Raw genomic sequence first — 14820 nt, 5'->3', positions numbered from 1 at the left:
CCTAGAAAAGGGGGCGGATTTATTTTTGCTACTCTAAAACAGAGAAAATAAATCAGTCCCCTTTCTTTCTGCTATATCGGTATGCCCCGAATCCATTAAGCTGGATCGATCCGCTTGGGTTAAGCTGCCTTAATTCACTGAAGCAGTTTAATAAAAGGGATAAAATAACAAGTCGTTTTGTCGATGCGTTGACTGGCAAGACACCTGCGGATGTTGATAAAGCACTAACGAGTAAAGGTTGGACAGCCACGTATCCGCAAGATGATGACAAGAAAAAAACTTAGCACGTGGTTTATGTGAAAACAACGAAGTCTGGTGAGGAGTATAAACTTGACTATAATCCTGACGGAAAGACCCATGATAGCGATTATTGGAAAGTAATTAAAACTGATGATCCAGTAGATCCAGTATATGGTCGTATAAGGCATTGCGGTTTTGAGCGCTACGACAGAATAAAAAATTCACCTGTTGATGGCGCGTTGATGAATTCATGGGGCAAGTAATGAAAAATTATATTATTAATTTTGATTCCGATATAATTCCTGGTAGTTCGATTGGTGGAATTTCCTTGGGTGATTGTACTGAGGATGTTTTTGAGTGTATAGCCGATACATTTGATGTGGAGATCTCCGAGTTTGAGAATTTCGGTGGAAGGTATGTATCCTATGAGGTAAGTGGAGGGGCGATTACATTTGTCGCCCGAGAAGACGGGAAAATATCTGCTTTGTGGTGCAAGCCTCCATATAAGGGGAGGTTTGATAGGCGATTTTATCCAGGAATCACTGCTGGAGAGTTAAAGAGTGTGTCCAGAAGGCAGGAGATATTTGATGGTTATTTAGTTGTCGATCGAAATTACTTGATTTACTATGGGATGCCAGAGGATATTGATGACTTTAATAGTTTTTCTGATCTGGATGATGGTGTTGTTTTTAATGAATTACATGTTGGTAAGTTGAGGTGATGGAGGGTTGGTCGGAGTTTTCAGAAAAAGTAAAGCGAGTAAAGGGGGACGGATTTAATTTCACTGCTCTAAAGTAGGGGGAATAAAGCCGTCCCCTTTTCGTCCAAGAAGGCGAAGTTCTAAATGCTGCGTAAGAACCAGGAGTTCATGGGTACTATAATTTTCCTTAAGGTATGTTATGTGGTTAAAATACGCGGTTAACAAAGCTAAGGTTGACCACATGTTTGGTGGTGTTTTAGGTGTGGAGGGTGCCGAGTTAGTCGGCTTTAAGTTTCATGATGTCTCTTCAGTTTATTTCTCATTCTTGATTAGAGGGGTTCCAGATAAGTGTCCCGAGAAATGGAAGGGGCATGGGTATAATGCCATGAGTGTCACGTTGAATTTTGGAGGGGTGAAGGAGTTTAGGTCGAATCTGACCAAGGTGAATTTTTGCTGCGTTCCAATAATTAATAGTTCGCCAGGCAGTGCCTCCATTTCAATTGAAGCGCCTGATGCGTCGATTTTTTGTGAGTCTGAGTATGTGAGTGTAGATGGGGTAACGCCATATATTGATATTAGATGGGATTGAGTTGCGTGTAAAAAATATTTGAACGGGCGGGTTGCTGGAGATTGGCTAGTAAAAAATGGGGTGTTTGTTTTTCCTCTTTTTAGTAGGAGAAATACAGTAAGAGGGGACGGATTTATTTTCGCTACTCTAAAGCAGAGAAAATAAATCCGTCCCCTTTCTGCTGATGGCGTTTGACGCGATTGCCTGGGAGCCGGTGTGATTCACCCCCAGGCACCGCGACACTCAGTGACTCATTCCCAGCTCGGCGTCATCCATCAACGCCTTGGCCAGCGCGCTCAGGTAGTACGACGCCCAAAGCAGTTGCGGCTTTTCTTCCATGATCCCGGCGATGGTCAGGTCGCGTACGCAGCCCATCAGTTCCGAAGCCTGTTCGCGGGCGTGCTGGCAGGGGATGCCGGGTTCGATGCAGAACAGTGGGGCGGTCTGGCCTTCGCCTTGGTAGAACTTGGTTTTGCCGGCGGTGGTGTTGGGGGTGGTTTCGTCTGTTGTCATTGTTTTGTCTCCCTGGATTCTTTGGGGCCTGGGCGGGCCCTTTCGCCAGCAAGGCTGGCTCCTACAGGTGAAACGCAGCCCTCGGTAGGAGCCGGCTTGCCGGCGAACAGGGCCGGCGAGGGCTTAGTGCAGCGTCCTCGGCTGCGCAGGCATCTGCACCTGGATCAGCGCTGATTCGAGCAGCACGCGCAGCGATTCGACTTCGTGCATCGACGCCATCATCAGGATCGTGGCCGGGGACTTGGGCTGGGCCAGCACCGCCTGATGGGCCACGGTCAAGGCGCACAGGGCGTACTCGGTGGCCTGGATGAGGGTGTCTTCGAGGGAGTGGTGGTGATGGGGTGGGTCGGGGACAATCTTCAGCATTTTGGGGTGCCTGAAAAGGGCCGCAACACGCCTGCTGTCAAACAAGAAGGAGGCAGCTGTACATGGGTTGACAGACCGGTAGGTATCCCAAAACCCGGCGCACACGAAGTGCCCCACGCACAGCCGCCATAAGGGCGAGCCATGGGAATGAACCTAGGTCGGCCTGTCAAAGCCGGTCACTGGTTTCGCAGTGACCGGCCGAGACTAGAGGCCAACCGGTAACACCGCAATGGCTCGGAGGGGGGCGGGAGTATGTTTGGGAAATGGACTACAGGAAATCGGCTTAGTCTGATTTTCTGGTGGTTCTTGGGCGGCATTTTTGATCGGCGTTGTGGGTGAGAGGGTCAGTCACGAAATCTTCAGCGCCTAGCAGATCGAGCGCCGCCCGCGCGGCGCATCGCGGATAAATCCGCTCCTACATTTGTTGCAACGTGCCGCACCTGCAAGGCCATGGTTGCCAGCCTTGGCGGCGGTGGCGACAGCAAAAAAAACGCGTCGTACACACCAGGCGGACAACCATGACCTATCAGGCATGGCCACGGTAGGAGCGGATTCATCCGCGATGCGCCGCGCGGGCGGCGCTCGATTTGCGCACCACTACAAATCCTCAGGCGGGCACCTGGTTGTCATCACCAGGCCAGCGGCTGAAATCATCAACCGCTGATCCCGCATCTCCCTCAGAACTCAACCGACGTCTGCACATACAACGTCCGCGGTTCCCCCACGTACTTGCCCTTGTTGTTGTCATCGAACGAGCGGGTGTAGTACTCGCGGTTGAACAGGTTCTTCACCCCCACCGCCACCTTCAAGTTCGACAACTGCGGCCCGAAGTCGTACCCGGCGCGGGTGCTCACCAGCATGTAGCCCGGGATGCGCCCGGTGCTGCCTTCGGCGCTCTCGGCGCCGGTGTTGGCGTTGTCGGCGTACTGGCTGCTCTGGAAGCTGCTGTCCAGGTTCAACTGCCACGGGCCTTCGGTGTAACCCACGCCCAGCGTGCCTTTGTGGCGCGACGAGAACGGCACCTGGTTGCCCTTGTTCGGCCCATCCTCACGGATGGTGGCGTCGACGAAGGCATAGCCGGCGTGCACGTCGAAGCCGGCCAGGGCCGGGCTCAGGCCGTCGAGGGCGTAGCGCACGCTGGTCTCGATGCCCTGGTGGCGGGTTTCGCCGCGGGCGATCACCGAGTCGTTGGTCTGGTTGCTTTCGTACTGGTTGTCGAAGTTGATCAGGAAGGCGCCGATCTCGGCCTGCAGGTCGCCATTGTCGTAGCGAGTGCCGACTTCCCAGGTGCGCGCCTTCTCCGGCTTCACTTCGCCGCTGCTGACGCGGTTGGGCATCTGGCTGTACTGCACGCTGCCGAACGAGCCTTCGGTGTTGGCGTAGAGGTTCCAGTTGTCGGTCAGGTGGTACATCACGTTCAACGCCGGCAGCGCGGTGTTGTAGCTGCCCTGGTAGCGCTGGCCATTGAGCTTGTTGCTCTGCTCGGAGTCGATCATCTCGTAGCGCACGCCGGGGGTGATGGTCCAGCGGCCAATGTCGATGCGGTCGTCCAGGTAGATGGCGTGGGCTTCGGTGCTGCCGCGGGTGTCGCGGTCGTTGCGGCTGGCGGTGGTGGGCAGGGCGCCGTTGACCGGCTCGCGGAAGCGCAGCTCGTGGCCGGCTTCGTTGACGTAGCGGTAGCCGATGCCCAGCTCGTGCCAGCTGTCGCCCAGGGCCAGGCCTTGCGAGAAGCGGGTCTCGATGCCGCGCACCCAGTACTCGCGCGGCGACAGCGAGACGAAGCTGCCCTGGTCGAGGTAACCGCTGCGCAGGGTCTTGGTGAAGAAGCTGTTGACGCTGAACTGGCGGTCGTCCTGCTTGTAGTCGTAGCCGAAGTTGAACAGCGTGCGGCGGCCCCAGAACTTGTCTTTCAGGCGGGTGGACTGGTACGGGTCGGCGTCGAAGTCGGCCGTGCTCAGGCCGCCAGGCATCTCGGCCTCGCCCTCGTAGTACTGGGCCATGGCGTGCAGGCTGTTGGCGTCGTCGAGCTGCAGCTTGCCCTTGAGCATCAGGTCGTCGATCTGCGTGTCGCTGTGTTCGCGCCAGTCGCTGCCACGGGTGCCGGAGTAGAGCAGGGCGCCGCCCAGGCCGTTGGCGTTGGTGCCGCCGACCAGCAGGTTGGCGCTGTTCTTCAGGCCATCCTGGCTGGACGAGGGGCTGATCTGGTTCTGCATTGCCGCCTTGAAGGTGGCTTCCTCAGGGATGGCGCGGGTGACGAAGTTGACGATGCCGCCGACGTTCTGCGGCCCGTAGCGCACTGCGCCGCCGCCGCGCACCACGTCCACCGCGTCCATGTTGCCCAGGCTGATGGGGGCCAGCGACAGCTGCGGCTGGCCGTAGGGGGCGAAGGGCACCGGGATGCCGTCCATCAGCACGGTGGAGCGCGAGGCCAGGCGCGGGTTGAGGCCGCGGATGCCGAAGTTCAGCGCCAGGTCGTGGCTGCCGGTGCCGTTGTTCTCAGGGGCGTTGACGCCGGGGATGCGGTTGAGCACTTCGCGGGCGCTGCTGGCGCCGCTGCGTTCGAAGTCTTCACGGCGGACCACGTCGCGGGCGCCGGGGTGTTCGAAGATATTGTCCTGGCGGGCCTCGGCCAGCCAGTCGCCGACCACGGTCGAGGCGCCCAGCTCGACGGCCGTGCCGTTGCCGCCAGTGGGCTGCGGTTGCAGGCTGTAGGCGTTGTCGGTTTCCCGGCGGGCTTGCAGGCCGCTGCCGCGCAGCAGCGCGTCCAGGCCCTGGCCGACCTCGTATTGCCCCTCCAGGCCCGGGCTGTTCAGGCCCTGGGTGATGGCCGGGCTGAACGAGATCAGCGCGCCGCTTTCGCGGCCGAACTGGTTCAGGGCCTGTTCCAGGGTGCCGGGGGCGATGTGGTAGGCGCGGGGTTCGGCAGCCAGGGCGAACGGCGCGGCGAGGATCAGGGCGAAGGCGAGCGGGCTGGGGCGCAGGGGCATGGGGCGGAGGTCCTGTGACGAGGGGTTCTGCCTTCTCTGTCACGCGAGGTTCGGGAAATGGCTCAGGCGGATGAAAATTTTTTTCGCGTCACGCGCTCCGTAGGAGCCAGCCTTGCTGGCGAACCGGGCCAGCGCAGGTCTTGGATCCGTGCATGGGGCTGTTCGCCAGCTAGGCTGGCTCCTACAGGGGGAGGTGGCGTCTGTTCAACTGGTGGCGGCTTCCACGTTGACCCAGTAACGGGTGAAGCGCCGCACCCGGACAGGCAACGCCACTTCGAGCATGGCGAGGATCCGTTCGCTGTCCTCCAGCGGATACGAGCCGGAGATCCGCAAGTCGGCCACCCGCTCGCTGCACGCGAGCTGCCCGAGCCGGTAGCGCGACAACTCGGCGAGAAAATCCGTCAGGCGCATCTGCGACACCACCAGCATGCCGTCCACCCAGGCCGCACGGTTGGGGTCCAGGGGCGCGATGGCCTGCCAGCCATCCCGGGCAAAACGGGCCTGGTGTCCGGCCAGCAAGGGTTGGCCGGCGACGCTGGCCTGGCCGCTGAACACCGAGACCAGGCTGAAGCCGTCGAACTGGCGCACGTCGAAACGGCCCCGAGCCAGGTGCAGCTCGCCTTCGGCGGTGCGCACGCGCAGCGGGCGGGGTTCCTCGATCACGTCGAGCAGCAATTCGCCTTCGCGCAGGCGCACCAGGCGCTGCTGGCTGTCGAAGCGCACATCGGCGGCGCTGCAGGTGTTCAGGTGCAACTGGCTGCCGTCGTCGAGGCTCAGGCGGCGGCGCTGGCCCACCGGGCTGCGGTAGTCGGCCATCAGCCCGGGCAGCGGATTGTGCTGTTGCAGGCCCAGCCCGGTGGCACTGGCCACGCCCACCAGCAACAGGGCCTTGAGCGCCCGGCGCCGGGCCGCGGAGGGCGGTGCCTGCAGGGTGGCGTGGACCACTGGCGAGGCCACGCCACGCAGGCGCTGGTTGACCTGCTGGATATGCGCCCAGGCGCGCTGGTGCTCGCTGTCGGCCTGCAACCAGCGCTCCAGGGCCTGGCGTTGCTGCTGGTCGAAGGCGTCGCCTTGGGACTCGATCAGCCAGTGCACTGCTTGTTCGGCGATCTGTGGCGAGAAGTTGGTGTTCACAGGGCGAAGTAGCAGCGCAGGGCTGCCTTGTTCAGGTAGCGCTTGACGGTGGCCAGCGAGATGCCCAGTTCGCGGGCGATCTCGCCCTGGCCCAGGCCATCGACCTGGGCCAGCAGGAAGGCGCGCTTGACCAGCGGCGCCAGGCCGTCGAGCAGGCGGTCGAGTTCGAGCAGGGTGGCGAAGATGATCGCCTTGTCTTCTTCGCTCGGCGCCACGTGCTCGGGCACCTGGGCCAGGGCCTCGAGGTAGGCGCGCTCCAGTTCCTGGCGGCGGAAGTGGTTGCACAGCACGCGCTTGGCCACGGTGGTGAGGAAGGCGCGGGGCTCGATCAGTTGTGGCGTCTCGCGGGCCTGGAGCAGGCGCACGTAGGTGTCCTGGGCCAGGTCGGCGGCGCTCTGCGGGCAGCCCAGGCGCCGGCGCAGCCAGCCGGTCAACCAGCTGTGGTGGGCGACATAGAGGCCTTCAACGGTGGAAGAGAGGGCGCTGGGCACCGATGCGACTCCGGCGCTGGCTAGCGCAACTGGAAGTAAGAATTGTTCGCATTGTATTCATGCGGCAAGGGTTCGGCAATTGCTGGCGACGTAAGGAGGGTTGGGACCCTTGTAGGAGCGGCTTCAGCCGCGATGAAGCCAACACGGTGCAGGGCACCCGCTTTGCGGGTGATCGCGGCTGAAGCCGCTCCTACAGGTCCGAAGGGGTTTTGCTTATGAGAATTGAAATCATTACTATTGCACCCCCATTCCCCGGACCTCCGCCATGAACCGCAAAGCCGCCGGCCTTCCCCTGAGCTACCGCCTGGCCGTGACCTCACGCAGCCTGGCCGCGCTGCTGGGCGGCTACCTGCTGGCGTCCATGGCCAGTGTCTGCATCACCCTGCTGGCACCCATGAGCCAGGTGGACGCGACCATGACCGGCATGATGCTGTCGTTCGTGTTCTACCTGCTGGCCTTCCTCTGGTGCTTCGCCTGCCGCAGCGCCTGGCGCGCCTGGCTGGGGGTGTTGCTGCCGAGCGTGTTGCTGGGGGCGATCAACGGCCTGGCCTACTGGATGAATCAGCCATGAAAGAGGGCTTCCGCCAGGCGATGGCCTGGCTGCACACCTGGACCGGCCTGATCTTCGGCTGGCTGCTGTTCGCGATCTTCCTGACCGGCACGCTGTCGTACTTCAAGGACGAGATCAGCCACTGGACCCAACCGGAAATCCGCAGCCACGTGCTCGATCCCGCGGCCAGCCTGACGGCGGCGCAACGCTACCTGGAGGCCAACGCCGGGCATGCCAGCGGCTGGTTCATCCGCCTGCCCAGCGAGCGCGAGGCTGCGTTGAGCGTCGGCTGGCGCGACCCCGAGGCCGGAGGTCGACGGGGCTTTGTCAGCAAAACGTTGGATGCTAGCAGCGGCCAGGAAGTTGAGGCCCGCGACAGCCGGGGCGGCGATTTCTTCTATCGCTTCCACTTCCAACTGCAGATGCCGCACCCCTGGGGCCGTTGGCTGTCGACCTTCTGCGCGTTCATCATGCTGCTCGGGTTGGTCACCGGGATCATCACCCACAAGAAGATCTTCAAGGAGTTCTTCACCTTCCGCCCGGGCAAGGGCCAGCGTTCCTGGCTCGACGGGCACAACGCCATCGGCGTGCTGGTGCTGCCGTTCCACCTGATGATCAGCTACAGCAGCCTGGTGATCTTCATGTACATGGTGATGCCGGCCAGCATCATGGCCAGCTATGGCGACAGCAACCGCTACTTCAATGATGTGTTCGGCCGCGACGAGGTGCCCAAGGCGGCGGCCCAGGCCGCGCCGCTGGTGCCGTTGGGCGAACTGTACGGCAAGCTGCAGGCCCAGGCGCCGGGCGCGCGCCTGGGCTTCATCCAGGTGCAGAACCCTGGCGACCTGAACGCCCGCGTCACCTTCAACCGCGCTTCGTCCGACAGCGTGGCCTACCGGCGCAGCGCCAACTGGACCTTCGACGGCGCCAGCGGCGCGCTGCTCACCCAGGGCGCGCCGGAAAGCGCGGCGATGTTGACCTCGTTCACCTTCGTCGGCCTGCACATGGGCAACTTCGCCGGGCCCTGGTTGCGCTGGCTGTACTTCGTCTTTGGTGTGGCCGGCACTGCGGTGATCGGCACGGGCCTGGTGATGTGGCTGGGCAAGCGCCAGCTCAAGCATGCCAAGAGTGAACGCATGCCGGGCGAGCTGCGCCTGGTCGAGGTGCTCAATATCGCCAGCATGAGCGGGCTGCTGCTGGGCGTGGCGGCGTTTTTCTGGGTCAACCGCCTGGTACCGGCGACGCAGGAAGGGCGTGCCGACTGGGAGATCAATGGGTTCTTCCTGGCCTGGGGGCTGTCGTTGCTGCACGCGATGTTGCGCCCCGGGCGCCGCGCCTGGGGTGAACAGCTGGCGCTGGGTGCGCTGGCTTTCGCCCTGTTGCCCTTGCTCAACGCGCTGACCACCGGCCAGGGGCTGAACCACTCCATCGCCGTGGGCGACTGGGCCATGGCCGGTTTCGACCTGACCGCCCTGGGTACCGGGCTGTTCCTGGCCTGGGCCGCCGGCAAGATGCTGCGCGCGCCCAAACTGGTGGCCAAGCGTGCGCCGCGTGCCGCGAAAACGGTGGAGGCGAGTTGATGCTGAGTGTCGCGCTGATCGGTTTCGCCGGTTTTGCCGGGCTGTGCCTGGCCATGGAAAAGCATTTCAACGAGCTGCTCGGGCGCAAGCCCACGGCTGCCCAGCTACGCGCTTTGCGCTTCGGTGGCTGGGCCTTGCTGCTGCTGTCGCTGGTACTGGCCGTACACGGGCGTGGCTGGGCGCTGGGGCTGGTGGAGTGGATCGCCGTGCTGATGGCCGGGGTCACCGTCTGGGTGTTTGGCCTGCCGTATCAACCTCGCCTGTTGCTGGGGCTGGCGGCGGCGAGCCTGGTGCTCGGGCCGGTGCTGGCCGTGCTGGCGGTGTGAGGGCTTGAGCGAGCCGGGGGAGGTGATCGACGCCGAGGCTGACGGCGCCGGCCGGGCGCGCTTCGTCCAGGTGTTCCTGGCCCAGCGGGCGCGCATGGAGGCGCTGGTGAGCCGGCGCATCGGCTGCCGCGCCACCGCCTCCGACCTGGTCCAGGACCTGTTCCTGCGTTTCTGGCGCCGCCCGGAGGTCAAGGTCGAGGCCCTCGACACCTACCTGCTGCGCAGCGCCGGCAACCTGGCCATCGACTACCTGCGCAGCGAAGGCTCGCGTGATCGCGCCGCCGAAGGCCTGCATGTCAACGACGACGAGCCGGGTACCCAGGCGCCCGAGCAGGCGTTGGAAGCTGTCCACGACCTGCAGCGCATCGAGTCGGCCCTGCGCGCCTTGCCTGAGCGTACCCGCCAGATCTTCCTGCTCAACCGCATCCACGGCTGCACCTACGGCGAGATCGCCAAGGCCATGCAGTTGTCCCAGAGCACCGTGGAAAAGCATATGATGCGCGCCCTCGAAGCGTGCAAGGCGAGTGTCGCCGAAGCCGCACCCCCACCGCGCCGGCCAGGGAGCGCCCGTCGATGAATGTTGAACAGCCGATCACCGCCGAACAGTCCCGGGCGGCTTTGCGTTGGCTGGGGCGGATCAACCAGCAGGCCGAGCAGGCGCATGGCGCGGCGTTCAAGCGCTGGTTGCTGGAGGACCCTGCCCATCGCCGCGCTTACGCCGAAGCCGAGGCCCTGTGGCGCCTGAGCGAAGCCCCGGCCGCACGCCTGGCCGCCGAAGAGCAGGCCAGCCTGCGCCAGTACCTGGAGGCGATGCGCCGGCCGCGGCGTACTGCCCATTGGCGTCGTTTCGCCGTAGCCGCCTGCCTGGTGCTTGGGGTGGGCAGTGTGGCGGGTTGGTATCCGCAGGCCTGGTTGCAGGACCTGCGCGCCGACTACAGCAGCGGCGAACAGGTGCGTCAGCTGACCTTGGCGGATCGCTCGCAGCTGACCCTGGATGCCGGCAGTGCGGTGGCCGTGGACTTCGACCATGGTGAGCGGCGGGTGCGGCTATTACGGGGCGCGGCGTTCTTCGAAGTGACCCATACCGGGCAGCCGTTCCTGGTCGAGGCCGCCGGTGGCGAGGTGCGTGTGCTGGGGACGCAGTTCGAAGTCCGCGAGCAGGGCGCCGGGGCCCAGGTGACCGTGCGCAGCGGGCGGGTGGCGGTGACGGCGGCCGAAGGGCAGCAGGCCCGGGAGCTGACCGCCAACCAGCAACTGGCCTACGCCGAGGGCGTGGCGGGTGATGTCGAGGCGGTGGATAGCGAGGGCCGGCTGGCTTGGCGCCAGGGCTGGTTGAATTACTACCAGGTGCCGCTGGGGCAGGTGGTCGAGGACCTGGGGCGTTACTACCCGGGGCGGATCCTGTTGCTCGATGGCGAGTTGGCGCAGCGCAAGGTCAGTGGCAGTTTCCCGGTGGCGCAGCCGCTGGCGGCGCTGGATTCGCTGGGCAAGGTGCTGGGCTTCGAGCGTCGGACGGTGCTGGGGCGGGTGACGGTGCTGCGTTGAAATTTGTCGGAGCGACAGCCTTGTGTTGATCGTTCTGGCCTCTTCGCCGGCAAGCCGGCTCCTACAAAGGTGGATTGCCCCCCAAAGGTTGGAATGGTATCCAAAAATCCAGAAGGCAGCTGCGTACCTGTAGGAGCCGGCTTGCCGGCGAAGAGGCCGGTGAAGAAAAAATCGAGAAAGTGATGAGGTATCCCCTCACGGCATCCGTGTAGTGAGTGGAAGTGCGATTCATTCGCAAACGTTTATCCCTCTCACAGGTCAGCGTCCATGAAGTTCACCCCGCGTTGCGTCCCTCTCTGGTTCGGCCTCTGCACCTTGCCCGCCCTGGCCCTGGCCCCCCAGGCCCTGGCCGAGCAGCAGCGCCAGGCCTATGCCTTCGCCCAACCAAGCCTGCCGCTGGCCCAGGCGCTCAATGCCTTCAGCCGGGTCACCGGGCAAAGCGTGGTCTACACCCTGGAGCTGCCGCAGCAACAGGCACCCGCGCTCAATGGCTCGTTCAGCGCCGAGCAGGCCCTGCAGCAGTTGCTGGGCAACGCCGGCCTGGCCTGGCGCCGCCTGGACGCCCGCACCCTGACCCTGGAACCTGTCGACACGCCCGGCGCGCTGAACTTGCAAGCCACCACCATCAACTCGCAGATGGACGACTACAGCTACCAACCCCCGGCCAGCGCCTCGATCATGCGCGGCCAAGGTTCGACCCTGGACATCCCCCAGGCGATCAACGTGGTGCCCGCCCAGGTGATCCGCGACCAGGCGCCACGCAACCTCGATGACGCGCTGTACAACGTCAGCGGTATCACCCAGGGCAACAACTTCGGCGGCACCGCCGACACCGTGATGAAACGTGGCTTCGGTGACAACCGCGACGGCTCGATCATGCGCGACGGCATGCCGGTGGTGCAGGGCCGCGCGCTCAATGCCAGCACCGAACGGGTGGAGGTGCTCAAGGGGCCGGCGTCGCTGCTGTATGGCATCCAGGACCCGGGCGGGGTGATCAACGTGGTCAGCAAGCGCCCGCAATTGCAGCAGTACAACGCCGTCACGCTGCGCGGTTCGACCTACGGCAGCGGCAAGAACGGCAGCGGAGGTGGCTTCGACAGCACCGGCGCGCTGGGCGACAGCCCGTTCGCCTACCGCCTGGTCGTCGACCATGAGGACGAAGACTACTGGCGCAACTACGGCGTGCACCGCGAGTCGCTGGTGGCGCCGTCGCTGGCCTGGTACGGCGAGGACACGCAGGTGGTGCTGGCCTACGAACACCGCGAATTCCTCTCGCCGTTCGACCGTGGCACGGCCATCAGCAACCGCACCAACCACCCGCTGGATATCCCCGCCACGCGTCGCCTGGACGAGCCGTTCAACGACATGGAAGGGCGCTCCGACCTGTACCGCCTGGAGGTCGATCACCAGCTCGCCGATGACTGGAAACTGCACGTCGGCTACAGCTTCAACCGTGAAACCTACGACGCCAGCCAGGTGCGTGTGACCGGCGTCAACGACGCGCGTGGCACGCTCACCCGCAGCATCGACGGCACCCATGGCGCCATGAGCCGCGACCAGTTCGCCACTTTCAGCCTCAACGGCAGTGTGCAACTGGCGGGGATGCAGCACGACTTACTGGTGGGGGTTGACCATGAGGACCGCAAGGTCTACCGCGCCGACCTGATCCGCCAGGCCAGCCGCTCGACCTTCAGCTACCTCGACCCGGTGTACGGCCGCGAAGTCGAAGGCAGTACCGTGCGCGCCAGCGACAGCGACCAGACCGACAAGCTGCACACCGACGCGTTGTTCTTCCAGGATGCCCTGCACCTGAACGAGCACTGGATCCTGGTGGCGGGCGCGCGCCTGCAGCAGTACGACCAGTACGCCGGCCGTGGCCGCCCGTTCAGCGCCAACACCGATACCCGCGACCGCGCCTGGGTGCCCCATGCGGGCGTGGTGTACAAGGTAGACGAGCAGCTGTCGTTCTATGGCAGCTACAGCGAATCGTTCAAGCCCAACTCCAGCATCGCGCCATTGACCGGTGGGCTGGTGCTGGATTCGTCGGTCGCCCCGGAGGAGGGCAAGTCCTGGGAGCTGGGGGCCAAGCTCGACATGCCTGGGCGGCTCTCCGGCACCCTGGCGCTGTTCGATATCACCAAGCGCAATGTGCTGGTGTCCAACTTCGATACCAACACCGGCGAAACGTTGTACAGCAACGCGGGTGAAGTGAGCTCCCGTGGCGTGGAGCTGGACCTGGCCGGCCAGCTCAGCGAGCGTTGGAGCCTGATTGGCGCCTATGCGTTCACCGATGCCGAGGTGACCAAGGACCCGGACCTGAAGGGCAACCGCTTGCAGAACGTCGCCCGCCACAGCGGTTCGCTGTCGGCGGTGTACGACTACGGCAGCCTGTTCGGTGGCGATCGCCTGCGCCTGGGGGCCGGTGCCCGCTACGTGGGGGAGCGTGCCGGCAACCCGACCAATGACTTCGACCTGCCGGCCTATACCGTCGCCGACGCCTTTGCCAGCTACGAGACCAAGCTCGACGAGCACAAGGTGCGCCTGCAACTGAACGTGAAGAACCTGTTCGACAAGGTGTACTACAGCTCGGCGGTGAACCGGTATTTCGTGGCGATCGGCGATGCGCGGCAGGTGAGCCTGTCGAGTACCTTCGAGTTCTAGATCGCAGGGACCGCGTTGCGGTCCTTTCGCGGCACAAGGCCGCTCCTACAGGAGGCCGCGTACCTCTGTAGGAGCGGCCTTGTGCCGCGAAAGGGCCGCAACGCGGCCCCCGGATCAACCGGCAAACGCTGCCCGGTATTCTCCCGGCGTCGCCCCCAGCGCCTGCCTGAACCGGTTGCTGAAATGGCTGGCACTGGCGAACCCGCACAGCAACGCCACCTGCCCCAGCGGCAGGTCGCCCAGGCGCAGCAGCTCGCAGGCCCGGTGCAGGCGCCGGGCCAACAGGTACTGATGCGGCGGCAGGCCGAAACTGGCGCGGAACATCCGGGCAAAGTGGTATTCGGACAGGTTGCAGCGCAACGCCAGCTCGCCGAGGGTCAACGGCTGGTCGAGGTGGGTTTCGATGTACTCCACCAACTGCCGGCGCAGATGCGGCGCCAGCCCGCCCTTGAGCTTCAACCCCTGGCGCAACCCGGCCTGGTGCAGCACGGCGTGGTCGATGATGGCATGGGCCAGGCTGCTGGCCAGCAGGCGTTCGCCGGGCTCGGCCCAGTCCAGGTGGATCAGCTGGTGGAAGCGCCGGGCCTGCTGCGGGTCGTCGAGGAAGGTTTCTTCGCGCAGCTGCATCTCCCGGGGTTCGCGGTCGAGCAGGCGGGCGCAGCCGAGGGCGAACTGTTCTTCGCTGATGTACAGGTGGGCCAGGCGGATCGAGCCGTTGATCACCCAGTTCGACTCGTGGCCGGCGGGCATGACGCACAGTTTGTCCGGCGCGCCTTTGTCGGCCGGGCGCTGGCGGCGGAAGGTGCCGGTGCCCTCGGCGATGTAGCAGGAAAGGGTATGGTGGCTGGGGGCCTGGTAGTCGCGGGCGTCGTGGCGGTTGCTCCACAACGCCGCTGCCAGCCCGTCGCCCAGGTGCGCGCTCAGCTCCAGCTTGGCGTGGGGCGAGGCGTTCAGGGCGTTGAAGACCTGCAGGTGATCGAGTGGGGGCATGGGCGACTCCTCTGGCGCCCATCGTACTGCGCGCGGGGCGGGCTGGCAGCTACCTGGGGTGGAAAAGCGCAAGTTTGTGCAAGCCGGAACAAGCAGGGCGTTGGAGACTGACATTGGGCATGTCGTCTCGGGTGTTCGCCGGCAAGCCGGCTCCTACAGCGTCCCGTAG

General features: G+C 63.8%; 14 protein-coding genes. 8 read left to right on the top strand and 6 right to left on the bottom strand.

Going from position 1 to position 14820, the window contains the following annotated elements; all coding sequences use genetic code 11:
• The first annotated feature begins 502 nt into the window (after positions 1–502).
• Together NGM28_RS19600 and NGM28_RS19595 are read left to right on the top strand one after the other, a co-directional pair.
• Positions 503–961, top strand: coding sequence for a hypothetical protein (locus NGM28_RS19600; protein ID WP_252091165.1), 459 nt, complete (start codon positions 503–505; stop codon positions 959–961).
• A 178-nt stretch (positions 962–1139) separates the two neighbouring features.
• On the top strand, positions 1140–1529 hold the full coding sequence (locus NGM28_RS19595) for an Imm50 family immunity protein (protein ID WP_286089031.1): 390 nt from the start codon (positions 1140–1142) through the stop codon (positions 1527–1529).
• Positions 1530–1751: 222 nt separating this feature from the next.
• Here the strand turns inward: NGM28_RS19595 and NGM28_RS19590 are convergent, their stop codons facing one another.
• The 5 genes from NGM28_RS19590 to NGM28_RS19570 all read right to left on the bottom strand — a co-directional run bounded on the left by NGM28_RS19590 (position 1752) and on the right by NGM28_RS19570 (position 6999).
• Complete coding sequence (locus NGM28_RS19590; RefSeq protein WP_213658787.1) at positions 1752–2021, bottom strand: DUF3077 domain-containing protein; 270 nt, start codon at positions 2019–2021, stop codon at positions 1752–1754.
• A 123-nt stretch (positions 2022–2144) separates the two neighbouring features.
• A complete protein-coding gene (locus NGM28_RS19585) occupies positions 2145–2387 on the bottom strand; it encodes a hypothetical protein (protein ID WP_252091163.1) in 243 nt (80 codons plus the stop codon).
• Positions 2388–3064: 677 nt separating this feature from the next.
• Complete coding sequence (gene fecA / locus NGM28_RS19580; protein ID WP_252091162.1) at positions 3065–5374, bottom strand: TonB-dependent Fe(3+) dicitrate receptor FecA; 2310 nt, start codon at positions 5372–5374, stop codon at positions 3065–3067.
• Positions 5375–5578: 204 nt separating this feature from the next.
• A complete protein-coding gene (locus NGM28_RS19575; RefSeq protein ID WP_252091161.1) occupies positions 5579–6508 on the bottom strand; it encodes a FecR domain-containing protein in 930 nt (309 codons plus the stop codon).
• The gene (locus NGM28_RS19570; protein ID WP_240067016.1) at positions 6505–6999 is read right to left on the bottom strand and encodes a sigma-70 family RNA polymerase sigma factor; all 495 of its coding nucleotides are present in this window, start codon (positions 6997–6999) and stop codon (positions 6505–6507) included. Before NGM28_RS19570 ends, NGM28_RS19575 begins: the two co-directional genes overlap by 4 nt.
• A gap of 265 nt (positions 7000–7264) precedes the next feature.
• Here NGM28_RS19570 and NGM28_RS19565 point away from each other — a divergent pair, with 265 nt between their 5' ends.
• From NGM28_RS19565 to NGM28_RS19540, 6 genes are all read left to right on the top strand, one after another.
• Positions 7265–7570, top strand: coding sequence for a DUF3649 domain-containing protein (locus tag NGM28_RS19565; protein WP_240067017.1), 306 nt, complete (start codon positions 7265–7267; stop codon positions 7568–7570).
• The gene (locus NGM28_RS19560; protein WP_252091160.1) at positions 7567–9129 is read left to right on the top strand and encodes a PepSY-associated TM helix domain-containing protein; all 1563 of its coding nucleotides are present in this window, start codon (positions 7567–7569) and stop codon (positions 9127–9129) included. Before NGM28_RS19565 ends, NGM28_RS19560 begins: the two co-directional genes overlap by 4 nt.
• Positions 9129–9455 carry a DUF3325 domain-containing protein gene (locus NGM28_RS19555; protein ID WP_252091159.1) on the top strand — a complete coding sequence of 109 codons (327 nt, stop codon included), beginning with the start codon at positions 9129–9131 and terminating at the stop codon, positions 9453–9455. The genes NGM28_RS19560 and NGM28_RS19555 overlap by 1 nt, the downstream gene beginning before the upstream one ends.
• 4 nt (positions 9456–9459) lie before the next feature.
• Positions 9460–10032: an RNA polymerase sigma factor gene (locus NGM28_RS19550; RefSeq protein ID WP_252091158.1), complete on the top strand. Its 573-nt coding sequence runs from the start codon at positions 9460–9462 to the stop codon at positions 10030–10032.
• Positions 10029–11000: a FecR family protein gene (locus tag NGM28_RS19545; RefSeq protein ID WP_252091157.1), complete on the top strand. Its 972-nt coding sequence runs from the start codon at positions 10029–10031 to the stop codon at positions 10998–11000. Before NGM28_RS19550 ends, NGM28_RS19545 begins: the two co-directional genes overlap by 4 nt.
• A gap of 267 nt (positions 11001–11267) precedes the next feature.
• Complete coding sequence (locus NGM28_RS19540) at positions 11268–13661, top strand: TonB-dependent siderophore receptor (RefSeq protein ID WP_252091156.1); 2394 nt, start codon at positions 11268–11270, stop codon at positions 13659–13661.
• A 114-nt stretch (positions 13662–13775) separates the two neighbouring features.
• Here the strand turns inward: NGM28_RS19540 and NGM28_RS19535 are convergent, their stop codons facing one another.
• Complete coding sequence (locus tag NGM28_RS19535; RefSeq protein ID WP_252091155.1) at positions 13776–14651, bottom strand: helix-turn-helix domain-containing protein; 876 nt, start codon at positions 14649–14651, stop codon at positions 13776–13778.
• Positions 14652–14820 lie beyond the last annotated feature (169 nt).

It is taken from the genome of Pseudomonas sp. MWU13-3659, from assembly GCF_023757525.1.
GTDB classification, from domain to species: domain Bacteria; phylum Pseudomonadota; class Gammaproteobacteria; order Pseudomonadales; family Pseudomonadaceae; genus Aquipseudomonas; species Aquipseudomonas entomophila_E.
The sequence above is the reverse complement of the archived record's forward strand: the minus strand, read 5'-3'. Positions and strand labels throughout refer to the sequence as shown.